Below are 25,804 nucleotides of genomic sequence, written 5' to 3'. Positions count from 1 at the left end.
ATTTTCAAAAGGAATTATCATGAAAAAAATCTTCGTCATTTTGTCTTGTGTGGCTTGTGTATTCACTTTGTCTGCTTGCAATACCGTGCAGGGCATCGGTAAGGATGTCAAAAAAGCCGGTGAGGTGGTTGAGGGCGCGGGGAAAAAATAAGTCGCTATATGGAAAAGTTTACTTTACTCGATGGCGTCGTAGCGCCGATGGACAGGGCGAATGTGGATACCGATGCCATCATCCCCAAGCAGTTTCTGAAATCGATACAACGTACTGGTTTCGGTCCGAACTTGTTTGACGAATGGCGTTATCTGGATCACGGCGAGCCGGGCATGGATAACAGCACCCGCCCGCTGAATCCGGATTTCGTGTTGAATCAGGCGCGTTATCAAGGCGCTTCAATCTTGCTGGCACGCAAAAATTTTGGTTGCGGCTCGTCGCGGGAACATGCGCCGTGGGCGTTGGAGCAATACGGTTTCCGCGCGATTATCGCGCCGAGTTTTGCCGACATTTTCTTCAATAACTGCTATAAAAATGGGCTGCTGCCTATCGTTCTGAGTGAGACGCAAGTCGATCATTTATTTAACGAGGTTAAAGCTTTTCCAGGTTTTCGTCTGGTGATAGATCTTGAAAAACAAATGGTCACGACATCGAACGGCAGTGTCAGTTATCCGTTTGAAATTGATGCGTTCCGTAAATATTGCCTGTTGAATGGCTTGGATGATATTGGTCTGACCTTACGTCAGGCAGACAAAATCCGTGCGTTTGAAGAGCGTCACATTGCCGCCCAACCGTGGCTGGCTAATACGATTTAATAAAGAACAGAGAAAATGAAGATAGCAATTTTGCCAGGTGATGGTATCGGTCCTGAAATCGTTGAACAGGCAGTACAAGTGCTGAATGCGCTGGGTGAGTCATTTGAAATGGAAACCGCACCAGTTGGCGGTGCTGGTTATGAAGCCTCGGGTCATCCGCTGCCGGATGCGACCCTGAAGCTGGCACAAGAAGCTGACGCAGTATTGTTTGGTTCTGTCGGTGATTGGAAATACGACACGCTGGAACGCGCTTTGCGTCCTGAGCAAGCGATTCTGGGCTTGCGTAAAAATCTGAAATTATTTGCTAATTTGCGCCCGGCGATTTTATATCCTGAGCTGGCGGGCGCATCGACGCTGAAGCCGGAAGTTGTGTCGGGTCTGGATATTCTGATTATCCGTGAATTGACTGGCGACATTTATTTCGGTCAGCCGCGCGGCGTGCGTGAATGTCCTGACGGTCCATTCAAAGGCGAGCGCGAGGGTTTCGATACCATGCGCTATGCTGAAACTGAAATCCGTCGTATTGCGCACGTTGCTTTCCAGACTGCGCAAAAGCGTGACAAGCGTCTGACTAGCGTTGACAAGGCGAACGTGCTTGAGACTTTTCAGTTCTGGAAAGACATCGTAACCGACGTGCATAAAGAATATCCGGATGTCGCGTTAGATCACATGTATGTCGATAACGCAGCGATGCAATTAGTACGTGCGCCTAAAAAGTTCGACGTGATCGTGACCGGCAATATGTTCGGCGATATTTTGTCCGATGCTGCGGCGATGCTGACCGGTTCTATCGGTATGCTGCCATCGGCTTCGCTGGATGCGAATAACAAGGGTTTGTATGAGCCTTCGCACGGTTCTGCGCCAGATATCGCTGGTAAAGGCGTGGCAAATCCGCTGGCAACTATTCTGTCTGCAGCAATGATGCTGCGCTACTCTCTGAATAAAGCAGAGCAGGCAGATCGTATCGAAAATGCGGTGAAGAAGGTACTGGCTCAAGGCTTGCGCACACCGGATATTTACGAAGCGGGTACAACCAAGGTCGGTACGGCGGAGATGGGGCGCGCGGTGGTGAATGCGTTGGCGAATTAAGGTTTTTATTTAGGACTTACGCAAAACCGCCCCAGCGGTGTTATGGCTCCTTGTCGTACTATTCGTACTGTCTTCGTCGCCATGCCTTGCGGGGACAATTTTGCGTAAGTCCTATTGTTGATGCAGGGATGTCCTGCAATTTTTAGGGAAAAATGATGAAACTGGTGGGTTTGGTAGGTTGGCGTGGGATGGTGGGATCGGTTCTGATGCAGCGTATGCAGGAAGAAGGCGATTTTGCTCATATAGAACCAGTATTCTTTTCAACATCGAATACGGGCGGCACAGCGCCTGCGATGGCAAAAAATGAGAAGACGCTGAAAGACGCAAATGATATTGATGCATTGAAAAAATGCGAAATTATTATTACCTGCCAGGGCGGTGATTACACGAACGAAGTTTTCCCGAAATTGCGTGCCGCCGGTTGGAACGGTCATTGGATTGACGCTGCGTCGAGCTTGCGTATGAACGATGATGCCGTGATCGTGCTGGATCCTGTCAATTTGCCAGTGATTAAAGATGCGCTAGCCAAAGGCCAGAAAAACTGGATCGGCGGCAACTGTACCGTCAGTTGTATGTTGATGGGTGTCGGTGCTTTGTATAAAGCGGGTCTGGTTGACTGGATGAGTACGCAGACGTATCAGGCCGCGTCTGGTGGCGGTGCTCAGCATATGCGTGAATTACTGACACAATACGGGACACTGAATGCCGAAGTAAGAGATTTGCTGGATGATCCTACGAGCGCGATTCTGGAAATTGATCGCAAGGTCATTGCAAAACAACGTTCGCTGTCTGCTGCTGAGACTGCCAATTTCGGTGTGCCATTGGGCGGTTCCCTGATTCCATGGATAGACAAAGATCTCGGTGATGGTATGTCTAAGGAAGAATGGAAGGGCATGGCTGAGACGAATAAAATTCTTGGTCAGGGTGAAGGTTTCGGCACTGCTGCAGTTCCGGTGGATGGCTTCTGCATCCGTATTGGTGCAATGCGCTGCCATAGTCAGGCGCTGACTTTTAAGCTGAAAAAAGATGTTCCGGTTGCGGACATTGAGGCCATGATCGCCGCCGATAACGAATGGGTGAAAGTGGTACCAAATACACGCGAAGCCAGTGTTCGTGACCTGACACCGATTGCTGTAACAGGCACAATGACAATTCCTGTCGGACGTATTCGTAAGCTGGCAATGGGGCCAGAATATGTGGGTGCATTTACGGTCGGCGACCAGCTGTTGTGGGGTGCTGCTGAGCCTCTGCGCCGCATGCTGCGTATTCTGATTGACTGATATTGGTCTGATGTTGCAAAAAGGGGAGGGTAAATGCCTTCCCCTTTTTTTCTTACAAATAATTACAAAATACCCCCCTAAGTTACTTGCATTGTTAAATGACAGCAACGATATTGACAAATCGTGCCCGCATTCTCTTCTTCTTGTATTTACCATGCTTGCAAATCGGGTTAAGCTTGCACCGCTAAGTTGGTAATGTTATCGTGAAATAATATGACGCTTAGCCCGGCAATTTATTAAGCCTATCCCAGCGGACTTTGTTCGCCAAATTCCCAATATGTCTGACAAAATGCATAAACAAAAAAGAACATCTGTGACTTCCCTGGGACGCAAAGTCTTGAGCATTGCGGTAACTTCGAGCTTGCTGTTAATGTCGCAGGCAAATGCGACAGGTATGGGGCGTCTGACAGTGTTGTCTTCTCTGGGGCAACCACTCCGCGCAGAAATTGAACTTACCTCGCCTAGTAAGGACGAAATTGGCTCGCTGGTGCCTAAATTGGCTTCCGCTGAAGCGTTTCGTCAGGCAAATATCGATTTTAATGCGGCACTTCTGTCGTTGCGTTTTGCCGTGGAGCAGCGTGGCTCGGGCTATGTGATCAAGGTGACGTCGTCGCAAGCGATGAATGAGCCGTTTGTTGATATGTTGCTGGAAATGAATTCCTCAAACGGGAAGTTGCTTCGTGAGTACACATTCCTGCTTGATCCTGCAGAATTGAGAAACAGTCAGTCCCCTCAGTTGGCAAATCCGACGGTTGTGGCAAATAAGCGACAGGTTGGAACGACTTCTGAAGTCGCAACCCGTGCTCCGGCGCAGATGACCGCTGCGGTGAATCCGAAATCATCTGTGCAGGCAAAAGAGGGTGGCGCTCCAGCTCAAGCGCAAACCAAGGCGGGTGATTATGCGGTAAAAAAAGGCGATACCCTGATGAAGGTCGCTGCAGCCTATCGCTCTGAAGGTGTGTCTCTGGATCAGATGTTGGTGAGTTTGTACAAGGCAAATCCGCAGGCGTTCGTTGGTCAGAATATGAATCGCCTGAAAGCTGGTCAGATTTTATCGATACCAGATAGTGATGCCATACAGGCGAGTGCCGGAAATGCCTCTGGCGCGCATTCTGTCGTATTGGCTCACGCTGCTGACTTCAATGCGTATCGCAATAAACTTGCGGATCATGTTGATCGTGCTCCTGCAGAAAAAGGACAGGTCGCAAAGCAAACGGCAAGCGGAACAATCACGGCAAAGGTTAAAGAGACTCCCACTGCTACCAGCGAGTCTGCTGATAAGTTAAAACTGTCAAAATCAGCAAATGCTGCGACCAAAACCAATGAAGGCAAAGGTTTGTCTGAAGAGGATAAGCTGGCAAAAAATAAGGCTGCGGCAGAGGCTGCTGGTCGCTTGAAAGAATTGGAAAAGAATGTCAGCGATCTGCAGCGATTGCTTGATGTAAAGAACAAAGATCTTGCTGCAAAAGAGCTTGAGTTAAATGCGAAGGCAAAAGCTGAGCAGAAATCCGTGCCCGCAAGTGCAACTGTTGCTGCGGCTGAGAAAACGGAAGTAGCATCAAATGCGGTGTCGTCACCTGGGCGCACTGATGTTGCCCCAGCTCCGGCGTCGGTAGTTGACGCTTCTTCCGCGAGCTCACCAGCTGCGGTGAACAAGCCAGCTAAACGTAAACCTGTTGCGCCTCCGCCACCTCCGCCAGAACCTAGCTTCTTTGAAAGTATTTCTGATTTCTTGCTTCCAGGTGGCGCTGTAGCTTTGGCACTTCTTGCTGGTGCTGGTTTGTGGTTTAACAATAAGAAGAAAAAAGCACAACAGTTTGAAGATAGTATTCTGACCGGCTCCAGCATGAAGGCAAACTCTATGTTTGGTTCGACTGGTGGTCAGAGCGTCGATACAAATAATAGTGTCTTTAATTCAAATTTTGCTCCATCCGCCAGCCAGTTGGATGCGAATGAGGTTGACCCTGTTGCCGAGGCTGATGTCTACATTGCTTACGGACGTGATTCTCAGGCAGAAGAAATCTTAAAAGAAGCACTGCGAACTCAGCCTGAACGTCATGCGGTCAGGGTTAAGCTACTGGAGATTTATTCTTCCAGAAAAGACACTAAGTTGTTTGAACGACTGGCGAGTGAGCTGTACGGCATGACTGGTGGCGAAGGTGAGGAATGGGCGCAGGCAGCGTCAATGGGTATTGCTTTGGAACCAAGTAATCCTTTGTATGCTGGCGGTAAAGCTATACCAGAAGCCAGTGTGCAAGGTGGTTTGGGGGCCACAACGCAACCTTTAGAGGATCTTGATCCAGATGCTTTGCTGGCAAATTCCTTATCCAGAGATATGCTGGACGCCATTAGTATTATAGACACGGCATCGCACGGGCAGGCTGCAGCGCCAGAGGCTGGGAAAGAGGTTGTCTCGGACATTGACGCTGATCATGCAGCTAGTCTTGATTTTGATCTGGGCTTGAGTGAGGCTGATGTGCCTCAGATTCCCGAGGCTCAACCAGTTGCGTCTGCAGCCGCTGCTGATGAGCAAGTGCCTGACGTGGACTTTGGTAGTATTGATTTTGATTTTGGCGACAATAAGCCTGTCGTGGAAGAAGTCGCTGCGGTAGCTGAGTCTGCAGCGGATCAAGAGATTACCAGTGATGCAGTTGCAGATCTTGACTTTGCTTCGCTGGACTTTGATGTGCCTGCGATTGAAGCTGCTCCGATTGAGCATAGCTTACTTGATGCGCCAGTCGCAGATGAGCATGTAGCACCAGTTGTGGAGGTTGTTGCTGAGTCTTCTGAGGCTAGTGAGCAGGACCTTGGGTCTGCATTTGAGTTTGATTTGTCGGGAATCGATCTTGATTTGCCGTCAGACGATGCGCATAAATCTGCTGAGGTTGAATCGGCGCCCGCTGTTGTTGAGGAGCAGATTGAGGAAAATGCTGAAATGTCTACCAAGCTTGATTTGGCGGTTGCCTATCATGAGATTGGAGATAAGGATGGTGCTAGAGAACTACTTGATGAGGTCTTGAAAGGTGGGACTGCATCTCAGAAAGAGCGTGCAAGCGCGATGTTGGCTCAAATGGCATAATCTTCTCTTGAGTTTTTTTGCGGGCGCAGCGATTGCTTGCGCCCGTTTTTATTTTGAATGGTGATTTGTTGTGAAACGTCTTGTGTTGGGAGTGCAGTACGACGGAAGTAGTTGGCATGGTTGGCAGACGCAACCGTCTGGTGAGACCATACAGGATGTCTTAGAAGGGGCGTTGTTTCAATTTTGCGGGGTAACGGTTGATACCGTCTGTGCCGGGCGAACTGACGCGGGAGTGCATGGCCTTGAGCAGATTGTGCACTTTGATACTAACCTTGAGCGCGCGCCTTATTCCTGGGTCAATGGCGTGAATGCTTTCTTGCCGGAAACCATAGCGATACAGTGGGCGAAAGAGTTGGTTTTGGATGAGGACTCTCAAGATAATTTTCACGCCAGATTCAGTGCCAGAGCCAGAACCTATCACTATGTATTAAGTAATAGTAAAATACGGTCTCCCATGTGGTTTGGTCGAGCCGGATGGGTGTTTCGCCCACTCGATGTTACGAGAATGCGCGAGGCGGTTGTGTATTTGCTTGGAGAACATGACTTTTCTGCTTTTCGTGCGTCTGGTTGTCAGGCGAAGACTCCGGTCAAGCAAATGTATGACATCAGGATCAGGCAGCAAGGTGAGTTGATTGTTTTTACTTTGAAAGCAAGTGCTTTTTTGCATCATATGGTGCGTAATATCGTTGGTTCTCTCATTTTTGTTGGAACTGGTAAGCGTGAACCGTCCTGGATTGCAGATGTCCTTGCAAGCAAAGATCGAAGCATCGCTGCACCTACGTTTATGCCGGATGGTTTATATCTGGCAAAAATTGATTATGAAGAGAGGTGGGGATTGCCTCAGCAGGAGAGTTCAGATCTTCCCGGTTTCTTATCTCTTTTATAGTATTTAGTCGTGCGCTTTATGTGAATTCTCAGTTACCCATCTTGAAATCCGGTAAAATGGCGGTTTGCAAAACCAGAACTGAAGGCGCTCGCCTGGGGACTGTTGCCCAGACTGGAGCGCTTTTTTTTAGCCCTTTGCCTCACCTCAGTAAATATTAGTAATTTCAATGAACAATATCCGGAATTTCTCTATTATCGCCCATATCGATCACGGTAAGTCCACGCTTGCGGATCGGATTATTCAAATTTGTGGTGGCTTGTCAGATCGCGAAATGGAAGCGCAAGTCCTTGATTCTATGGATATTGAGCGCGAGCGCGGAATTACAATTAAGGCGCAGACTGCAGCGTTGCACTATAAGTCCCGTGACGGCCAGATCTATAACCTGAACTTAATTGATACCCCTGGACACGTTGACTTTAGCTATGAAGTCAGTCGTTCATTGTCTGCTTGCGAAGGTGCGTTGCTGGTGGTGGACGCATCTCAAGGTGTTGAAGCGCAAACCGTTGCAAACTGTTATACCGCGATTGAGTTGGGTGTCGAAGTTGTTCCTGTGTTGAATAAAATTGACTTGCCATCTGCCGATCCAGACAATGCTTGTGCTGAAATCGAGGAAGTCATTGGTATTGACGCTTCTGATGCAGTTCATTGTTCAGCTAAGACAGGGCTGGGCGTTGTCGATGTGCTCGAGTCTCTGATCTCCAAAGTTCCGCCGCCAAAAGGTGATCCTGCTGCGCCATTGCAAGCGTTGATCGTCGATTCCTGGTTTGATAATTACGTTGGCGTTGTCATGCTGGTACGAATTGTGAATGGTACCTTGCGACCAAAAGACAAAATTCTGTTTATGGCGACGGAAGCGCAGCACTTGGTGGAAAGCGTTGGTGTCTTTACGCCGAAGTCATTGTCGCGGGACCAATTGTCGGCGGGGCAGGTGGGCTTTGTTATCGCAGGGATTAAAGAGCTGAAAGCAGCAAAGGTCGGCGATACAATTACGATTGCGAATAAACCGGCAACCGAGCCGTTGCCAGGCTTTAAGGAAGTTCAGCCGCAAGTTTTTGCCGGACTGTTTCCTGTTGAGGCAAATCAGTACGATGCTTTACGTGATTCACTGGAAAAATTAAAGCTCAATGATGCGGCCCTGATGTATGAGCCAGAAGTATCGCAGGCGCTCGGGTTTGGTTTCCGTTGTGGTTTCCTGGGCTTGCTGCATATGGAGATCGTTCAGGAGCGTCTCGAACGCGAATTTGACATGGATCTCATCACGACAGCGCCAACCGTCGTCTATGAAGTGGTGATGGCGGATGGCTCAATCCAAATGGTTGATAATCCATCCAAAATGCCAGACCCGTCTAAGATCGGGGAAATTCGGGAACCGATCGTCACTGTCAATTTGTATATGCCGCAGGAGTATGTCGGTGCGGTCATCACCTTGTGTACGCAAAAGCGTGGTGTTCAACTGGATATGAGCTATCACGGTCGTCAGGTTAAATTGACATACGAAATGCCGATGGCAGAAATCGTACTGGATTTTTTTGATCGTTTGAAATCGACGTCGCGGGGATACGCGTCCATGGATTATGAATTCAAAGAAAACCGTGCTGCTGATGTTGTTAAAGTGGATATGCTGATTAACAGCGAAAAAGTAGATGCTTTGGCGATTATCGTTCATCGATCAAACAGTCACTTCCGGGGTCGTGCTGTGGCCGCTAAAATGCGCGAACTGATTCCAAGGCAAATGTTTGATGTGGCGATTCAGGCTGCGATCGGTTCTAATATTATTTCCCGTGAGAATGTAAAAGCACTGCGCAAAAATGTGTTGGCGAAGTGCTACGGTGGAGATATCAGTCGTAAACGAAAATTGCTTGAAAAGCAAAAAGCGGGTAAAAAACGAATGAAACAGGTCGGTTCTGTAGAAATTCCTCAAGAAGCATTTTTGGCAATTTTACAAGTGGATGAAAAATGAGTTTTCAGTCAATTTTAGGGAATTTTGCCCTGATTCTGTTTGTGTTGACGGTGGGCACTGGAATAGTCTGGTTCCTTGATGTGTTTTTTTTATCCAAGCAAAGGCGTCTTGCCGCAGATAAAGCGCTGGCTGAGTTTGATGCGAGAACAGCAAAGCTGGAAGCAGATGGCATCCGCGTTGAGCAAGGGAAACGTGCTGAAATAGAGGCAAGCATATTACGCCAACCTGTATGGATCGAATACTCGGGAAGTTTCTTTCCTGTGATCGCACTGGTTTTTTTTCTCCGCTCTTTTCTTTACGAACCATTCAAAATTCCATCGAGTTCTATGCTGCCAACCTTATTTGTCGGCGACTTGATTTTGGTAAATAAGTTTGAATATGGTATTCGCTTACCTATCATTAATAAAAAAGTTGTTGAGGTAAGCAACCCACAGCGTGGCGATGTGATGGTCTTTAAATACCCCGTGGATCCGACGGTCGACTATATTAAACGTGTGGTTGGTGTACCGGGAGATAAAGTTACCTATAGAAATAAGCGGCTTTTGATTAATGGTAAAACTCTCTCTTATCAGGCGATGCCAGATTTCCTCGATGAAGAGCATTTGAATTATTCAAAACAATATACAGAAAATCTTACTGGCGTATCACACCGGATTTTGAACGATGAGCAAGCACCTGCGTTTGTCCGGGATCCTTTCAATTTTCCCAAAAGAGAAAATTGCACATATGATACTGAAGGGTTTTCCTGCGTGGTTCCCGAAGGGCATTATTTCATGATGGGCGACAATCGCGACAATAGTCTCGATAGCAGGTACTGGGGTTTCGTTCCTGATCAAAATATCGTTGGTAAGGCATTTTTCATCTGGATGAATTTGGGAAATATCAAGCGCATCGGTAGTTTTAATTAAAATAACTGAATAATAAAGAAAGAGAAATTATGCAAACAGCTCAACGTTTTTCTTTAAAGTCGCAGCATGGTATTTCTTTGATCGGGCTCATTTTATCTTTGGGCGTGATTGTATTGATTGCGATGCTGGCAATGAAAGTAGTGCCAACCGTGATTGAGTACACATCGATAAAGAAAGCGATCAGTGTTGCTAAAACAGGTGGAACGACTGTTAATGAGATCCAAAATGTTTTTGATAAACAAGCAGATGTTGGTTACATTACTTCAATCACAGGTAAGGATCTGGTAATTACCCGGGATAATGGGAATATAGAAGTGAGTTTCTCCTATCAGAAAAAAATCCCTTTGTTTGGTCCAGCAACATTGTTGCTGGAATATGAAGGTACAACGGCAAAAAATGGCGTCTCCGCTAAAAAGCCAGAATAAGCAGAACACGTATGAATCTTCAACTATTGCAAAAAAGGCTGGGACACCAGTTTTGTAATCCGGCTTTATTGCAGCAGGCTTTGACGCATCGCAGTCACAGCGTTTTACATAATGAGCGATTGGAATTTCTGGGCGACTCCATTTTGAATTGTGTTGTTGCATCGCTGTTGTTTGAAAGTTTCTCGGATATTGATGAGGGTGACTTATCTCGGGTTCGTGCCAACTTGGTCAAGCAGCAGTCGCTTTATGAAATCGCGCAAAGAATAGAGTTGTCCCAATTTTTAAGGTTGGGTGAGGGTGAACTAAAGTCTGGTGGTTTTCGCCGCCCATCCATTCTTGCGGATGCCTTGGAGGCTTTGTTCGGAGCAATCTTTCTTGATTCTGGTTTTGATGCCGCGAAAGAGGTGATTCGTGCCCTCTATGCGCCGGTTATGGTTGCGATTGATCCGACAACCTTAGGTAAGGATGCCAAGACTTTGCTGCAGGAATTTTTGCAGAGTAAAAAAATCGCTTTACCTCAGTACAATGTTGTTGCCACTCACGGCGCCGCGCACAATCAGGAGTTTGAGATTGCGTGTCTGGTTCCTAAACTGGATATTCAGGTTTTTGGTACTGGCGGTAGTCGCCGTGCTGGTGAGCAGGCTGCTGCTAAACTCGCCCTTGAGGCGGCAATATTGGCGTTAGCGAAAACACCCGGCGCGCGTAAATCTAAACCGAGAGCGGCGCAATTGAAATTGGCAGGAATAGCGACGGCGCAAATTGACAGTGCACCTCCGCTTACAGATTTGCCAGAGACTCAACGAGATATAGCTGACTCTGCTTCGACGAGCTCGCCTGATACAGGCGGAGATTCTAATCAACACCCAAAAACAGCATGAGCACTCTATGAATGAATTAATTGATAACCCTGATTTTCGCTGTGGGTATATTGCTATTGTCGGCCGTCCTAACGTAGGTAAATCGACCTTGATGAATGCATTGATCGGAGCAAAAGTCAGCATTACTTCTCGTAAGGCCCAGACTACCCGTCATCGTATTACCGGAATTCAAACTAAAGACAATACACAGTTTGTATACGTTGATACGCCGGGTTTTCAGACGCGTCATTCCAATGCTTTAAACCGCACACTGAACAGAACCGTGACGACAACGCTGACAGCGGCGGACGTCATTCTGTTTCTGGTCGAGGCTGGTACTTTTGGCCCTGCCGATCAGCAAGTAATCGATTTATTGCCAAAAAATGTGCCTTGCATTCTGGTGATTAATAAATCTGATCGCATTAAAGATAAAGCAGTAATGATGCCGTTTGCACAGAAGCTTGCTGCACTGTTTCCATTTGCCGCAATTGTTCCGGTTTCGGCGACTTTGCGTTTCCAGCTTGAAAATCTGGAAGGCGAAACGAGAAAATATTTACCACTTAATCCGCCTATGTTTGCGGAAGATGATATTACTGACCGCAGTGAAAAATTTCTCGCCACGGAAATTGTTCGCGAAAAATTATTCCGTTTTGTCGGCGATGAGCTGCCGTATACAAGTACCGTGCTGATTGAGAAATTTGAGCAGGAAGGAAATTTGCGCCGGATTTTTGTCGCTATACTGGTTGATCGTGACGGGCATAAATCGATGGTGATTGGTAATAAAGGTGCGCGTCTGAAAGATATCTCCACGCAATCTCGCGTGGATATGGAGAAGCTTTTCGGCGGTCCTGTTTATCTTGAAATCTGGGTCAAAGTAAAATCCGGATGGGCAGATAACGAAGCAGGTTTAAGAGCCTACGGTTACGAATAGTTCGCCGCATGACTGATGTTCATACAGTCGTTCTAACTCAGCATGGCGATGCTTTCAATAAGGTCGCCACTGCTAATGATCCGGTTCCTGCTCATTCAAAAAAAAAATCTCAGACGATTGCTGGCAGTGTTTTGCCACGCGATCGAAAAATACTTCACCAGCCTGGTTTTGTATTGCACTCTTGGCCGTATAAAGAAACCAGCCTGATCGTAGAGATATTCACGCGTGATTTTGGTCGCATTGCTCTTGTAGCCAAGGGGGCCAAGCGACCTCATTCTCAGTTGCGCAGCGTGTTACAAACCTTCCAGCCTTTGCAGTTAGGATGGACTGGAAAGTCCGAAATTAGAATACTCACCGGGGCTGACTGGGTCGGCGGCATGTTGCCGCTCGAACGATCAGCATTACTGTGCGGGTTTTATCTCAACGAGTTGTTGGTTAAGTTTCTGGTGCGTGATGAGCCCCATACAGCACTGTTTGAACACTATATAAACACACTGAATTTATTGGCTCATGATGAGCCCGCACCGACCGTTTTGCGTCAGTTTGAACTGGCGTTGTTGCGGGAATCAGGCTTATTGGGCGATCTGACGTTTTGCACGGTTTCCAGAAGCAAAGTGAATGCAGCGTTGAATTATGTTGTCGATCCTGAGGTCGGTACACGGATTGCAACGACATCAGATCATATTCCCATTGTCAGTGGTAAAACTTTATTGGATATGGCGCAAGCAGATTACGCTGATACGGTCACGCAATTTCAAAGTAAGATGTTGATGCGTTTTTTGCTCGGCCACCACTTGCATGGCACATCTCTCAATACCCGGCAGATTCTGATCGATTTGCAAAATTTATGAACGTTCATTCACATCAGCAATCCACCTTGTTTGAAGTCAGCCTTGATCCACTGCTCAGCTTTCTGGATGACCGCAAAGACAATGTTCTTGATCCTCTCGCATTTGCAATTGCTGCGGAGGAAGCTGGTGCAGATGGATTATCTATTTATTTGTCAGAGAAAAATGCAAATGTCCGGCAAGCATTGATGCAAACCATGTCGCAGCAATTTGTTGGACGTTTGAAAATCAACGCAGCGGCAAATGCGCGAACACTGGCTATCGTGTCTGAAATTCGTCCTGCGAATGTATGTCTGGTTGTGCCTGATGGCATGGCCGATGAGAGATTCGCACCAGTGGATGTTGTAGCGGACTTTTCGCTATTACAGTCGTTTGTCAGTCAGTTACATCGTTCCGGACATCGCTCATCTCTCTTTGTAAATCCAAAAGCAGAACAAGTTCAGGCATGTGCTGAATCGGGTGCGAATGCGATCGTGCTGAGTGCTGAGCGATATGTTCAGGCTGATAATGATGCGACGCGCAATCAGGCGCAGGGGGAGTTGGAGGCGATGGCTATTGAGAGTATTCGGCAAGGCTTATCAGTGCAAATCAGTGGCAACCTGAATTACCAAAATATTGCAGCTCTTGCCTCATTATCGGACGTGACGCAAATCAATATCGGCGATGCGATTTTTTCCCGGGCTCTGTTCGTGGGATGGAATGTCGCGCTGAAAGAGATGAAAGCGATTTTAGTCCGTTCAGGACTAATGCAGAGGGCTTGAGATGATTTATGGTATCGGCACTGATATCGTTCAACTTACCCGAATTGAACGCGCGCTAGCCAGAAGTGGCGAGCAGTTCGCCAGAAAAATTCTGGGTGAAGATGAGCTGCGTATTTTTTTTCAGCGACGAGAGCAAAATCTGCTACGTGGCACGCGCTATCTGGCGACCAGATTTGCCGCGAAGGAGGCGTTCTCAAAGGCGATTGGTACGGGCATTACAGCACCTATGACCTTACATAACATGCAAACGCTGAATGACGATCAAGGAAAGCCTGTTGTGACGCTGACCGGCACCTTGCATGAATGGATGGCATCGCGTTGCCTGACGACTCATATTTCCCTCAGCGACGAAACCGATCACGTTTTGGCATTTGTGATTGTTGAAAAAAAATCCGGTGCGGCTATCTGATGGATACAAATCAAACTCCGGCAAGTGATGCTCGTCAGTCTGTTTTAGATACGGTATCGAAACTTCCTCATTTACCCGGTGTGTATCGCTACTTTGATGAGCAGGGACAGGTCTTGTATGTGGGTAAGGCGCGTGATCTGAAGAAGCGTGTCAACAGCTATTTTCAAAAAACGCTGTCGAGTCCGCGCATTGCCATGATGGTGGCAAAAATCGTCAGGTTGGAAACGACAGTGACACGCAGTGAAGCCGAAGCCCTGATTCTGGAAAATAACCTGATCAAAGCTTTGCGGCCTCGCTACAATATTTTATTTCGGGATGATAAGTCTTATCCTTACCTGAAAATCACGTCAGAAAAGACGCCGCGAATGACCTACTATCGTGGTGCTATCGATAAAAAACACCAGTATTTTGGCCCCTTTCCATCCGGGTGGGCGGTCAAGGAATCGATGCAAATTCTGCAGAAAGTGTTCTTGTTGCGTAGCTGCGAGGATAGCGTATTTGCGAATCGCACCAGACCCTGTCTCTTACATCAGATCCAGCGTTGCAGCGCGCCTTGTGTCGATTTTATTGCGCCTGAAGATTACTTGTTAGACGTTAAAAATGCTGCCGATTTTTTACGTGGACGGCAATTAGAAGTCATGCAGACGTTGGAGAAAAAAATGCTGACTTTTTCCTCCGAGCTGAAATTCGAGCAGGCAGCATTCGTCCGCAATCAAATGTCTGCCTTGTCTAAGGTATTGCATCAGCAAAGCATGGAAACCACTGGCAATGCGGATGTCGATATCATCGCTGTGATAGTCGAGGGGGGGCGTGCTTGCGTCAATCTCGCGATGGTGCGGGGTGGACGGCATCTTGGCGACCGCGCGTATTTTCCTAGTCATGTTGATGATGTCAGATCGACTGCAGAAGAGTCGATTGAGCAGGAAATCGTCGCCGCTTTTCTCGCACAGCATTATGTTGATCAGTTCATTCCATCAACGATAGTGATGAATGTCGAGTTGGATGAGCCAGATTTGATGTTGGCACTTGCCGAACAGTGCGGACACAAAATCCATTTATCTTTTCAACCTCAGGAGCAGCGACGTATCTGGCTTGAAATGGCAGTGAAGGGCGCTGCTTTAGCCTTGACCAGATTACTATCGGAACAAGGCTCGCAGCAAGCGCGTACGCTGGCGCTGGCGGCGGTTCTTGATCTGGATGCTGACAATCCTGAACAGTTGCGAATCGAGTGTTTTGACATCAGTCATACGCAAGGTGAAGCGACTCAGGCTTCATGCGTGGTATTCCACCATCATGCAATGCAAAGTGGAGAATACCGACGCTACAACATCAAAGATATTACCCCAGGCGATGATTACGCGGCTATGCGGCAGGTGTTGTTCCGTCGTTATGAAAAAATTGTCAGTGATCAGGACGAAAACGTACGAACTTTGCCAGATGTTGTTTTGATTGATGGCGGCAAGGGGCAGGTGGAGATGGCGCGCCAGGTATTCGTCGAACTTGGCTTGGATACCAGCAGAATTGTGGGTGTCGCCAAAGGCGAGGGGCGTAAGGTTGGTCTCGAAACTTTGGTTTTTGTTGATGGGCGAGAACCAAAAGAATTGGGAAAAGAGTCCGCCGCATTAATGCTGATTGCGCAGATTCGCGATGAGGCGCATCGCTTTGCCATTACTGGAATGCGGGCAAAGCGCGATAAATCCAGACAGGCATCGCAATTAGAAGAGATTGAGGGAGTGGGGCCGAAGCGTAGGCAAAAATTACTGGTGCGCTTTGGTGGTTTGAAGGGAGTCAGTGATGCCAGTGTTGAAGAGCTGGCCAGCGTTGACGGCATATCCCGTCAGTTGGCAGAAGAAATTTACAAGCGATTGCGTTAGCCCAATATAATTACCGGAAATAATCTGAATAAAAACTTATGCCATTTAATTTTCCTATTTTGTTGACGTGGTTACGTGTCGCCCTGATTCCGTTGGTAGTCGGTGTATTTTATTTACCTGATACATGGTTGAGTCCTTTTGAAAAAGGGGTTGCCTCTAGCCTTGTCTTTATTATTGCAGCGGTGACAGATTGGTTTGATGGCTTTCTTGCGCGTCGCTGGAATCAGACTTCTTCGTTCGGTGCCTTCCTTGATCCGGTCGCAGATAAGTTAATGGTCGCCGGTGCATTGCTTGTGCTGGTGGAGTTTGACCGGGTCAACGCCGTTGTCGCATTCGTGATTATTGGTCGCGAAATTACCATCTCTGCCTTACGTGAATGGATGGCGCTGATTGGCGCCTCAAAGTCGGTTGCCGTCAGCTCGATAGGCAAAATTAAAACGGCGGCTCAAATGATGGCAATACCATTGCTTCTGAGTCCAAATTTTGTTTTATTTAATTATATTGACAGCGGTTTGACTGGTTCCTGGTTGTTGCTTATTGCCGCCGTGTTGACGGTATGGTCTATGTTTTATTATTTACGAAAAGCATGGCCTCTGATTAAAGAATCAACTGAAAAACTCAGTTAGCTCGCTTGACAGAATTTACGGATACTATATAATTCTGGTCTTTCGTTGATGCGGGAATAGCTCAGTTGGTAGAGCGCAACCTTGCCAAGGTTGAGGTCGAGAGTTCGAGACTCTTTTCCCGCTCCAAGTTCTTTTGAAACGAAAAAATAGCAGTAAAAATGCGGGAATAGCTCAGTTGGTAGAGCGCAACCTTGCCAAGGTTGAGGTCGAGAGTTCGAGACTCTTTTCCCGCTCCAGTTTTTAGTAGTGCCTGATTTATTTGTAGTGCAAAATGCGGGAATAGCTCAGTTGGTAGAGCGCAACCTTGCCAAGGTTGAGGTCGAGAGTTCGAGACTCTTTTCCCGCTCCAGATTCTGAAGGGAAGCAGCGCTTCCCTTTTTTCTTAAAGTTGTTTTGCCGCGTTTCAGTTTTCATGATTGAAACAGCACCCTTGGCGGGGTAGCAAAGTGGTTATGCAGCGGCCTGCAAAGCCGTAGACGCCGGTTCGATCCCGACCCCCGCCTCCAGTTTTAAGAAAGCGCTGTTAAGCGCTTTTTTTTCAGAGCATGCAGCTTCGGCTGCATGTTGTAGTGATGGGCCCGAGTGGTGAAATAGGTAGACACATCGGACTTAAAATCCGCCGCTTCGTTAATAGCGGGCGTGCCGGTTCGATTCCGGCCTCGGGCACCAAAACTACGTTTCAAGCAGTACCAAGAAATACAATAACCCGCCTTCTTCATAGAGAGAATGCGGGTTTTTTGTTCCCTGACGTTCCATGAAGTTCTTTGACAGCCCAGATTTTTGACGGTATATATGACGGTATTCAGCGAAAATCAGATACCGCCAAAAATCAAATACCGTCAAAACAGCGCTTCCCTGACGGTATTCGGTATCGCACCATAGGGGAACCGACATGCCAAAGAAAATTATTCCGCTTACCGATATCAAGGCAAAGAGTGCAGCGGCCAAAGATGCGCCCTATAAATTGGCAGACGGTGGTGGCCTCTATCTGATGGTGGGTAAGGATGGCTCAAAGCTATGGCGCATGGATTACCGATTTAATGAAAAACGCCTTACGCTGTCTTTCGGTAAATATCCTGATGTTTCGCTGGCAGTGGCGCGGGCAAAGCGTGCCGAAGCGAAAGAGCAAATTGCTTCTGGCATTGACCCCAGCGACCTGCGCAGATCAGAGCGGGTGCAAGTCAGTCAACAAAAGGTAGCGGCTAAACGCGATGCAGAGGGCTTGCCGGTGATTGACTCTTTTGAAGCAGTAGCATGGGAGTGGTTTGAGGCAAAAATTAAGCCGTTGTCAGATAGTCACCGTTCACGGACTACCGCTTATCTGAAAAACGACTTGATACCGTATCTCGGTAAGTTACCTATGGCCGAAATCAAGGCACCTGTTTTACTGGAATGCTTACGCCGTATCGCTGTCAGAAAAAACAATCAGGGCAAAACCATTACGGAAACTGCAAACCGTGTGCGCGAGCAAATGGGGCAGTTATGGCGCTTTGCCATTGCCACCGGTAGGGCAGAGCGTGACATAGCTGCTGACTTGCGCGGTGCGTTAGAGGCGCATGTACAGAAAAACTTTTCACATATCACCGACCCGAAATTGTTAGGTCAGCTTATGCGCGATGTTGAGGGCTACGGTGGCGCGCCGGTGACGGTAGCGGCGTTGCGCCTGCTGCCTTTGGTGTTTGTGCGACCTGGCGAATTCAGGGCGGCACGTTGGCAGGATATTGATTTAGAGGCGAAAGAGTGGCGCTACTTCAGCCCTAAAACAAAGATAGATCACATCGTACCGTTATCTGAGCAAGTGCTGACACAGTTACGCGCATTGCAGCCGTTGACCGGCATGGGGGAATATGTGTTCGGCGTCAGATCAGGCCAGCGGCCATTGTCAGAAGGCACGATTAACCAAGCCCTCAAGGCTTTGGGCTATTCCAGTGACATCATTCACCCGCACGGCTTCAGGCATACCGCCGCGACGATGCTGGCCGAAATGGGATGGGATGAAAACACCATAGACCGGCAATTGTCGCACGTGGTGCAAGGTGTAAAAGGCGTGTACCAGAAAGCCAAATACATAGAAGACCGGCGCAAAATGATGCAGGCATGGGCGAATTACGTTGACCAGTTAAAGCGAGGTGCAACGATTATCCCGCTACGCACGGCCTGATAAACAGTAAGCCTGATTGCTGGCGCAGCTTACCAGCATTTTTGCCTTGCAAACCCGCATGAAATATAGCCGCCTTGTGCGGCTTTTTTTATGCCCACCACCAAAGCCACAAAAAATAGAAGCCTTATCTCAGTAAAAACAGGTGTACCGGTGTACCAAACAGCGGAAACCAGCGCCAGCCTTAGCTTTCCATGGAACACAATATATATAAATAGGTGTACCAAAGGTGTACCAAATGTGTACCAGCTAAAAACGGCCTTCCATTTCATGCGGGTTTGCAAGGCAAAAGCGGTGAAAGGCTGCACCGGCTATGAGTTTTGATTGAAATGGTCTTGTTTTGAAACCAGCCTGCACCTTCTGGAATGCCGCGCAAGGGGAATTTTCTTGCGCAACACCCAGCGGCGAGCAATCAAACAAAATGTTTGCGCTATACTTGAACAGTTATTTGTACATATAGAGAGGCCGCCATGCGCGTTATCAGCTATTCAGAAGCCCGTAATTCCTTGAAATCCGTCATTGATAGCGTCATTGACGATGCTGACATCACTGTGATTAACAGGCGCGATGGTGGCGATGCAGTTGTTATGTCGCTAGATCATTACCAGCAAATGGCAGAGACCTTGTATCTGCTATCAGCGCCAGCGAATGCGCAACGACTGGCCGAATCTATTAAGCAATATCGTGCAGGCAAGACAGCAAAGCGCACATTGGTGACGTCGGAATGAGTCGGTTAATTTGCTTTACCCCGCATGGATGGGAAGATTATCTCTACTGGCAAGGGCAAGACAAAAAGACCTTGAAGCGTATTAATACCCTGATCGAAGCATCCAGCCGTGACCCGTTCACAGGCATAGGCAAGCCAGAGGCGCTATTAGGGGATATGTCCGGCTTCTGGTCTAGGCGTATTGATGAGCGTCACCGGTTAGTCTATGCGGTGGATGATGACGCATTTACGGTGCTGGCTTGCCGGTATCACTATGGGGATTAAATCAGAAAGAACTTAACAGGTGAATACATGGATTTAAAAAAATCTGCGATTGCCATGGATTATAGATTCGTTCTTAAAAAGCGACTTGAGGCACAGGATATGAATCTTGAACCTATTCCAGATTGGGGGCTTGAAAGTATTCGAGGTGGCCTTGTTGAGGATGTTCTCACTCAGGAACAAATTGCTGGATTAATTAGCAGCAGCGAGTCTATTTGGCCTGAGGGTGCAAGTGAAGATCAAAAGAGAGTTTTTTTAGATGAAATCGACGGTTTTCTTTTTGATCGAAATGAAACAAAAGAACACTTTCAGACAGGTTTAACGCCAGCCCAACAAAAAGAGCGGTTACTTGATGCTGTGAAATTAATCAAAGAAACAAAAAAGAACTTAGAGGGCATACGAGATATGCCTTTAATACACGCTGAAATGGCTTTTCTGTGGGCGCGGAATTCAGATAATGCAGCTTTTAAGTTACGTTTAAAAGATGACTATGGCGGTTTCGTCAGCTCAATGTTTGCCAGAACATGGCTGCATTTAGATGATGTGCAAAGCACGCTCCAATATGCGGCCAAACGAATCACTATCTCAAAGAAAAATAAACCATCGACGTATTTTAACGAAGGATTTTTGAAAAGATCAGCTAAAAGCTGGCATTTGATTTTCGGGAAATGGCCACCGCATTCAAAAGAGGGGTGTTTTTTTCGCTTCTTCCAAGCATTAGGGCTGGAAATGAATGAACAATTTACAGCTCACGAAGTTTCTAAAGCAGTTCGTGAAGCGAAAGAAGGTAAGTGACCTACTGTTTGATACCTCGGTTTTTGCTATCAAACAGTAGGTACAAATAGACACCATAAAAATAAACTTCGTCCTGAAGTGATCGGGTTCCCGCTAATTCCTAATGGGACTCATGAAACCAGAAAGGACGAACATGCAAACATCATCCCCCGCAAGATTATTGCGACTCCCCAGCGTCTTAGGGCGCGTTCCATTCAGTAAATCTGAGACGTATCGCCGCATTAAAGCCGGTACATTCCCTGCCCCCGTTCGGCTGGGTTCGCGCGCTGTCGCTTGGCTGGAATCGGACATTGAACAGTACATTCAAAAGCTGGCGCAGGAGTCCGCAAAATGAGCGCCACAATTGAAAAAATGAACAAGGTCATTGCGATAACAGCCTCTGACAAACTCGCCGCAAAGATCAATGCAGAGGATAAGCAGCGTCGCAATTTTATGGCGGAATATGACCGCTACAAGACCAACAAAAAGATTTATCCAGAATTGCAGATGACGCCTGATGCTTACCCGCTCATGCTGGAATTATTTGAAGCCTGTAAAAAGCATCTGCGTGGCTTGACTTTGGATGAAATACAGCGCCAGCAAGATAAGGTCAGTTTTCGTTACTTTGGCCGGTCATTGTTGATATGTCTGCGTGGCGGGGATTGCTGGTTACGAAATCAAGTGTACCTGGCAATTTGTTTCGATGAGCCTAACCCTTCGCCTATTGTAGTGATTGGGGGTTTTAGAATTCCTGAGCATTGGGGGCATAAACATGCCTAACTATTTTTCTTATTTCAAGGCGCTTGCAATTCGCATAGACAGGGCTTATTCTGTGCGTGTCCCTAAGAAAAAAGGGAACGAGTTTGGCGACTCGAATTTCACAAAGGCGCACAGGCCGCGCAATGCGGCTTTTTTACGTGCGTATGTCATTGCATCCTCTTTGCGGGCGGCAGTGGCGGGGATACCTTCGGGTATGCCGGGTTCCTTTGTGTCCGGTTCGCCAACCCCGTCATTTGCTGCCCACCCGTTTGGCGACGGGCGCAGTGCAACCACTACACAAAGGAGTCTGCCATGACTGAACCACGCACATCCAAACAAAGCCGCAAAGAAGAACTACTCCCATTATCTGAGGCAGAAAAAGAACTGCTAAAAGCCCTTCGCGGGATGAATAGTGATTCGCAAGCACATGTGCTGCGAATAGCTAAAACATTCGCTTTAAAATTTCCAGCAGCGCCAGCATCTGCATCATCGATAGCAGAAAAACCGGCATTCGTTTCTATTGATGTCGTTAAAAAAACTCAATCTTTAGGGTTCGAGATTGAGTGCACCTTATTTGATCTGGTGGTGTTTGTGGAGTCGATACTCGACAAGATAGATGCAATTGGAATAGACAGCTTAGATAGAGAGGGCGCGGCGGCAGTGAATGCAATTTGCTGTTTTGCCGGATACGCTGACAAGAAGGTGAAAGAAATTCAGCATACCAATAACCGGATATTAGATGTAGTCGGTCAGGCCATGAGAGGGGGTCAACATGTCTAACTCATCTTTTCAGTATGCTACGTTGCCAGACCCTGCTGGCGCTGGTTTGCCAGTAATGACTTTGCCAGTGGATGCCCGTTATCAGCAAGCCGTTGATTGCGGTGTACGGGCTGCACAGGCGTTTTTCTGTGAAGACGATGCAATCAGCCTTCACGCTCATTTGCCAGCCTGTCTGCATCACTATCTGCAAATGGTACGGCAAGCCTGTGCTTTGCTGGCACCAGCAGAAACGGTCTGGCAGCAACATGAACAGGCCAGCCGTGATGCTTTTTGCGCTGGTTATCTTGGCCGCATTCAGCAGGAATTACGCCTGATACGACCGTCTCCACCACGCCAGCGCCACGCTGCCGCGATGCACTAAGAGGCAGACATGACCCCGAAACAGTTAAAGAGTCGCATTGATTCGTCAATGCGCTGGGTGTGCATACGTCTGTACATTTTGCATCTCAATGTGTGTTCCCGCCTGTTGATGAAAACAAAGGCGCAAAGGATAAGGAATAGCAATGACCAGAAAACCTATTGAACGGCCTACGCCAGAGGCCATACAAGCCGCCCTGAGCTTTATTCCGTCCGATGACCGGCAGTTATGGTTAAAGATCGGCATGGGGATTAAACATGAATTTGATGAAGCCGGTTTTGACCTGTTTGACTCTTGGAGTCAGAGCGGCAGCAACTATGATGCGGCGGCTGTAAAAACAAGCTGGCGCAGTTTTAAAGCGGGCGGCAAGATCGGTATCGGCACGGTGTTGTATGAGGCAAAACAACGCGGCTTTCATATCAAAGACCATGCACCGGCAGCGCCTGTCAGTGCGGAACAGGCGGCCAGCATGGCGCAGGAAAGAGCCACCAAGTTAGCAGCAGAACAAGCAGAGATAGAACGCAAACAGGCAGCCGCTGCCAGCATGGCACAAAAGCAGTGGGACAGCGCCAGCGAACAAGGCCATTCAGACTATCTGCAAAGAAAAGGCATTACTGGGCATGGTGTGCGGTTTGCCCGTCATAGCAAAGGCGATACGTTGCTGATTCCTGTCATGGATACCAGCGGCCAGCTTTGCAACATTCAGCGGGTGTTTGCTAATGGCGATAAACGTTTTTATACCGGTGGCAAAGTGTCGGGCGGCTTTCATTTAATTGGCGGTGTTGATGCTGCTGGCGCTGCTGGCTGGCTACTGATTGCAGAGGGATACGCCACCGGCGCGGCCTTATATGAAGCGACCGGCTACCCTGTGGCGATTGCCTTCAGCGCCAGCAATCTGAAGCATATCGCCGCCCTGATGCGGCAGCGTTACCCAGATAAGCGCCTGTTGCTATGTGCTGACGATGACAGAGAGACGGAACAGAACACCGGCAAGAATACGGGCGTGATCGCTGCCAAAGAAGCCGCCGCCGCGATTGGCGGCCTGTGGTGCAAACCGCTGAATTTACCAGCGGGCGGTAATGATTTTAATGATCTTGCGGTGGCGCGTGGGCTGGCCGAAGTTAAAAGCCAGATCGAGGCCGCAATGAACGGAACAGCGCCAGCCAGTGCAGCAGTCAATGCAATGCCAATAAACGGGCAGGAAGTGAGCCAGATCACGGCACAGGCGCACGACGTTGACGCGGTAAAGACTGATAAGGGCAGCGTACAAAAAACGCCTCAAAAGCCAGCTAATGCGCCGCGCCAGAATCGAGGCAGCAAACCTGCTGGCGCTGGTCAATCGAGTAAGCCATTTTTTACTGTGAGTGGTGAGGGTGTGTTTTATCATGCCTTCCATGAAGGCGAAGCCTTACCCGCCCTTAAAATCTGTTCACCCTTGTATGTGATCGCCAGAACGCGAGACGCGGCCAGCAGTGAATGGGGTTATCTATTGGAATTAAACGACCCTGACGACAATATCAAACGCTGGCCGATGTCGTCCCGCATGTTGTCTGGCGATGGTACGCAATATCGTGCTGATTTACTTTCGCTGGGCTTGATGATTGAACCTGGCCTGAAGGTTAAAAACCTGCTGACGACCTACATACAAACGGCGGACGTGCCAGATCGTGTGCGGTGTGTTGAGCGCACAGGCTGGCATGATGACGTGTATGTGCTGCCAGATCGCAGCATAGGGCAAGGGGCAGAGACGGTGCTGTTTCAGGCGAATGGCAGTACCACTTCGCAATTTAAACAAAAGGGTACGCTGGCAGAGTGGCAAACCCATGTATCGGCCTATTGTCGGGGTAATTCGCGGCTATTGTTTTTTGTATCGGCTGGTTTTGCGTCAGTATTACTGCATCACGCGAAAGTGCAGAGTTTTGGCTTGCATCTGATGGGCAGTAGTTCCACCGGCAAAAGTACCGCCATGAAAGTGGCTGCCTCGGTGTTTGGTGGTGCTGATTATGCGCAAAGCTGGCACGTCACTGACAATTCGTTAGAAGCGACTGCGCAAAAGCATTCTGATGCCTTACTGGTATTAGATGAACTCGGGCAGGCTGACCCTAAGATGGTGGGCAATATCGCCTACATGCTCAGTAATGAAAAAGGCAAAGGCCGCGCCACACAGAACGCGACTGCCAAGAAGATCGCTACATGGCGGCTGATCTTTATCAGTGATGGCGAATTGTCTTTAGAGGCCAAAATGGCCGAAGCAGGCAAAGCCACCAAAGGTGGCCAAGATGTACGCATGGCACATATTCATGCGGACGCGGGCAAAGGCTTAGGCGTGTTTGATACCGTGCACAGCTTTACTGATGGCGCTGCACTGTCCCGTCACTTGGTCAGTATGGCGCAGCAATATCACGGCACTGCGGGTTTATCGTTCATTGAATGGCTGGTGGGCAATGTGGCGCTATTGCCAGAGATGTTGCGGCAAGCGATAGGCAGCACGGCTGGCAAACTTTGTCCGGCCAATGCGCACGGCCAAGTAAAGCGCGTGTCTGAGTTCTTTTCGTTGGTGGCGGCTGGCGGTGAATTAGCGACCGCTGCGGGTGTGACAGGATGGGCAGATGGTGAAGCCACCGAAGCGGCCACGACCTGCTTTAATGACTGGCTATCGAGTCGCGGCACGGCGGGGGATATTGAGCATGATCGTATGCTGGCGCTGCTGCCTGACTTCATTCAGGTCAATGGCAGTTCCCGCTTTGAATGGGCGCACAGAGCGATGGATGACCACGCACCTAAAACTATTAATCAGGCGGGCTTTAAACGCATGGTCAGCAAGGCAGGAAACCCCATTAGGAATAATACAGACTGGCACAAGGAATACGGCGACAAGGTGCATCCAGAAGAAGCCGAAGGTGCAAGCATTGAATACTTCCTGCTGCCAAAAGTGTTTAAAGAGGAAGTTTGTAAAGGCTATGATGCCAGACTGGTAGCAGCCAAGATGACAGAAATGGGGGTCTTTGAAAAAGACAAGGAAGGCAAGAGCAGCATCCTTGAACGATTCGCTGGAACCAAAGCCAGATACTACAAAATACCGAGCGATAAACTTGATTCACTGACTGCCTGACCAGCGTAGCGAACCGGCGGCGCGGCCTGTGGTGGTGGGGTGAGAATCCCCTTCGCGCTGCAAAAACGCTGCTGTTTTGCATTTCTATTCCAGAACAGTCCAATCAAACGGCACTGAAACCCCGCATTGCCTTAA

General features: G+C 48.3%; 27 protein-coding genes and 5 tRNA genes. 31 read left to right on the top strand and 1 reads right to left on the bottom strand.

The window, feature by feature from the left end; all coding sequences use genetic code 11:
- The first annotated feature begins 19 nt into the window (after positions 1–19).
- The 22 genes from KDM87_RS08095 (at position 20) to KDM87_RS07990 (ending at position 18,901) form a co-directional block, all read left to right on the top strand.
- Positions 20–151 (top strand): entericidin A/B family lipoprotein, encoded by a 132-nt coding sequence (locus tag KDM87_RS08095; RefSeq protein WP_212678573.1) that lies wholly within the window; start codon positions 20–22, stop codon positions 149–151.
- A gap of 8 nt (positions 152–159) precedes the next feature.
- Entirely contained in the window at positions 160–807 is a 648-nt protein-coding gene (gene leuD, locus KDM87_RS08090; protein ID WP_212678572.1) for a 3-isopropylmalate dehydratase small subunit, read from the top strand.
- A gap of 15 nt (positions 808–822) precedes the next feature.
- Entirely contained in the window at positions 823–1,896 is a 1,074-nt protein-coding gene (gene leuB, locus KDM87_RS08085) for a 3-isopropylmalate dehydrogenase (RefSeq protein ID WP_212678571.1), read from the top strand.
- A gap of 152 nt (positions 1,897–2,048) precedes the next feature.
- Positions 2,049–3,176 carry an aspartate-semialdehyde dehydrogenase gene (gene asd, locus KDM87_RS08080; protein ID WP_212678570.1) on the top strand — a complete coding sequence of 376 codons (1,128 nt, stop codon included), beginning with the start codon at positions 2,049–2,051 and terminating at the stop codon, positions 3,174–3,176.
- Positions 3,177–3,489: 313 nt separating this feature from the next.
- Positions 3,490–6,255, top strand: a complete 2,766-nt coding sequence (locus tag KDM87_RS08075; RefSeq protein WP_329604910.1) for a motility hub landmark protein FimV — start codon at positions 3,490–3,492, stop codon at positions 6,253–6,255.
- A gap of 70 nt (positions 6,256–6,325) precedes the next feature.
- Positions 6,326–7,141 carry a tRNA pseudouridine(38-40) synthase TruA gene (gene truA / locus KDM87_RS08070; RefSeq protein ID WP_212678568.1) on the top strand — a complete coding sequence of 272 codons (816 nt, stop codon included), beginning with the start codon at positions 6,326–6,328 and terminating at the stop codon, positions 7,139–7,141.
- A gap of 166 nt (positions 7,142–7,307) precedes the next feature.
- Positions 7,308–9,101, top strand: a complete 1,794-nt coding sequence (gene lepA / locus KDM87_RS08065) for a translation elongation factor 4 (RefSeq protein WP_212678567.1) — start codon at positions 7,308–7,310, stop codon at positions 9,099–9,101.
- A complete protein-coding gene (gene lepB, locus KDM87_RS08060) occupies positions 9,098–10,009 on the top strand; it encodes a signal peptidase I (protein ID WP_212678566.1) in 912 nt (303 codons plus the stop codon). The genes lepA and lepB overlap by 4 nt, the downstream gene beginning before the upstream one ends.
- 29 nt (positions 10,010–10,038) lie before the next feature.
- On the top strand, positions 10,039–10,434 hold the full coding sequence (locus KDM87_RS08055; protein WP_212678565.1) for a DUF4845 domain-containing protein: 396 nt from the start codon (positions 10,039–10,041) through the stop codon (positions 10,432–10,434).
- An 11-nt stretch (positions 10,435–10,445) separates the two neighbouring features.
- Entirely contained in the window at positions 10,446–11,312 is an 867-nt protein-coding gene (gene rnc / locus KDM87_RS08050; RefSeq protein ID WP_212678564.1) for a ribonuclease III, read from the top strand.
- Between the two features lie 7 nt (positions 11,313–11,319).
- The gene (gene era, locus KDM87_RS08045; RefSeq protein ID WP_212678563.1) at positions 11,320–12,222 is read left to right on the top strand and encodes a GTPase Era; all 903 of its coding nucleotides are present in this window, start codon (positions 11,320–11,322) and stop codon (positions 12,220–12,222) included.
- Positions 12,223–12,230: 8 nt separating this feature from the next.
- Complete coding sequence (recO, locus tag KDM87_RS08040; protein ID WP_212678562.1) at positions 12,231–13,073, top strand: DNA repair protein RecO; 843 nt, start codon at positions 12,231–12,233, stop codon at positions 13,071–13,073.
- Entirely contained in the window at positions 13,070–13,831 is a 762-nt protein-coding gene (locus KDM87_RS08035) for a pyridoxine 5'-phosphate synthase (RefSeq protein ID WP_212678561.1), read from the top strand. The genes recO and KDM87_RS08035 overlap by 4 nt, the downstream gene beginning before the upstream one ends.
- A gap of 1 nt (position 13,832) precedes the next feature.
- Positions 13,833–14,240, top strand: coding sequence for a holo-ACP synthase (gene acpS, locus KDM87_RS08030; protein ID WP_212678560.1), 408 nt, complete (start codon positions 13,833–13,835; stop codon positions 14,238–14,240).
- Positions 14,240–16,114 (top strand): excinuclease ABC subunit UvrC, encoded by a 1,875-nt coding sequence (uvrC, locus tag KDM87_RS08025; protein WP_212678559.1) that lies wholly within the window; start codon positions 14,240–14,242, stop codon positions 16,112–16,114. Before acpS ends, uvrC begins: the two co-directional genes overlap by 1 nt.
- Before the next feature lie 38 nt (positions 16,115–16,152).
- Positions 16,153–16,740, top strand: coding sequence for a CDP-diacylglycerol--glycerol-3-phosphate 3-phosphatidyltransferase (pgsA, locus tag KDM87_RS08020; protein WP_186883657.1), 588 nt, complete (start codon positions 16,153–16,155; stop codon positions 16,738–16,740).
- 50 nt (positions 16,741–16,790) lie between these two features.
- Positions 16,791–16,866 (top strand) — tRNA-Gly (locus KDM87_RS08015).
- A gap of 34 nt (positions 16,867–16,900) precedes the next feature.
- Positions 16,901–16,976, top strand: a tRNA-Gly gene (locus tag KDM87_RS08010).
- Between the two features lie 37 nt (positions 16,977–17,013).
- Positions 17,014–17,089: transfer RNA gene (locus KDM87_RS08005), tRNA-Gly, on the top strand.
- A gap of 83 nt (positions 17,090–17,172) precedes the next feature.
- Positions 17,173–17,246: transfer RNA gene (locus tag KDM87_RS08000), tRNA-Cys, on the top strand.
- Positions 17,247–17,316: 70 nt separating this feature from the next.
- Positions 17,317–17,409: transfer RNA gene (locus tag KDM87_RS07995), tRNA-Leu, on the top strand.
- Between the two features lie 223 nt (positions 17,410–17,632).
- On the top strand, positions 17,633–18,901 hold the full coding sequence (locus KDM87_RS07990; protein WP_212678558.1) for a tyrosine-type recombinase/integrase: 1,269 nt from the start codon (positions 17,633–17,635) through the stop codon (positions 18,899–18,901).
- A 29-nt stretch (positions 18,902–18,930) separates the two neighbouring features.
- On the opposite strand, the gene KDM87_RS07985 is transcribed toward KDM87_RS07990, so the two are convergent.
- Positions 18,931–19,170 carry a hypothetical protein gene (locus KDM87_RS07985; RefSeq protein WP_212678557.1) on the bottom strand — a complete coding sequence of 80 codons (240 nt, stop codon included), beginning with the start codon at positions 19,168–19,170 and terminating at the stop codon, positions 18,931–18,933.
- A gap of 198 nt (positions 19,171–19,368) precedes the next feature.
- On the opposite strand from KDM87_RS07985, the gene KDM87_RS07980 reads away from it, so the two are divergent.
- The 9 genes from KDM87_RS07980 (at position 19,369) to KDM87_RS07940 (ending at position 25,669) form a co-directional block, all read left to right on the top strand.
- The gene (locus KDM87_RS07980; RefSeq protein ID WP_212678556.1) at positions 19,369–19,626 is read left to right on the top strand and encodes a type II toxin-antitoxin system Phd/YefM family antitoxin; all 258 of its coding nucleotides are present in this window, start codon (positions 19,369–19,371) and stop codon (positions 19,624–19,626) included.
- Entirely contained in the window at positions 19,623–19,889 is a 267-nt protein-coding gene (locus KDM87_RS07975; protein ID WP_212678555.1) for a Txe/YoeB family addiction module toxin, read from the top strand. The genes KDM87_RS07980 and KDM87_RS07975 overlap by 4 nt, the downstream gene beginning before the upstream one ends.
- Positions 19,890–19,916: 27 nt before the next feature.
- Positions 19,917–20,681 carry a hypothetical protein gene (locus KDM87_RS07970; RefSeq protein WP_212678554.1) on the top strand — a complete coding sequence of 255 codons (765 nt, stop codon included), beginning with the start codon at positions 19,917–19,919 and terminating at the stop codon, positions 20,679–20,681.
- 133 nt (positions 20,682–20,814) lie between these two features.
- Positions 20,815–21,015, top strand: coding sequence for a helix-turn-helix transcriptional regulator (locus KDM87_RS07965; protein WP_212678553.1), 201 nt, complete (start codon positions 20,815–20,817; stop codon positions 21,013–21,015).
- Positions 21,012–21,440 (top strand): hypothetical protein, encoded by a 429-nt coding sequence (locus KDM87_RS07960; RefSeq protein WP_212678552.1) that lies wholly within the window; start codon positions 21,012–21,014, stop codon positions 21,438–21,440. Before KDM87_RS07965 ends, KDM87_RS07960 begins: the two co-directional genes overlap by 4 nt.
- Positions 21,433–21,735 carry a hypothetical protein gene (locus KDM87_RS07955; protein ID WP_212678551.1) on the top strand — a complete coding sequence of 101 codons (303 nt, stop codon included), beginning with the start codon at positions 21,433–21,435 and terminating at the stop codon, positions 21,733–21,735. Before KDM87_RS07960 ends, KDM87_RS07955 begins: the two co-directional genes overlap by 8 nt.
- Positions 21,732–22,199 carry a hypothetical protein gene (locus KDM87_RS07950; RefSeq protein WP_212678550.1) on the top strand — a complete coding sequence of 156 codons (468 nt, stop codon included), beginning with the start codon at positions 21,732–21,734 and terminating at the stop codon, positions 22,197–22,199. The genes KDM87_RS07955 and KDM87_RS07950 overlap by 4 nt, the downstream gene beginning before the upstream one ends.
- Entirely contained in the window at positions 22,192–22,560 is a 369-nt protein-coding gene (locus tag KDM87_RS07945) for a hypothetical protein (RefSeq protein WP_212678549.1), read from the top strand. Before KDM87_RS07950 ends, KDM87_RS07945 begins: the two co-directional genes overlap by 8 nt.
- A gap of 142 nt (positions 22,561–22,702) precedes the next feature.
- Positions 22,703–25,669 (top strand): DUF927 domain-containing protein, encoded by a 2,967-nt coding sequence (locus tag KDM87_RS07940; protein ID WP_212678548.1) that lies wholly within the window; start codon positions 22,703–22,705, stop codon positions 25,667–25,669.
- Positions 25,670–25,804 lie beyond the last annotated feature (135 nt).

Origin of the sequence: Cognatundibacterium rivi, assembly GCF_018139565.1 — a bacterium.
GTDB classification, from domain to species: Bacteria; Pseudomonadota; Gammaproteobacteria; order Burkholderiales; family Burkholderiaceae_D; genus Undibacterium; species Undibacterium rivi.
The sequence above is the reverse complement of the archived record's forward strand: the minus strand, read 5'-3'. Positions and strand labels throughout refer to the sequence as shown.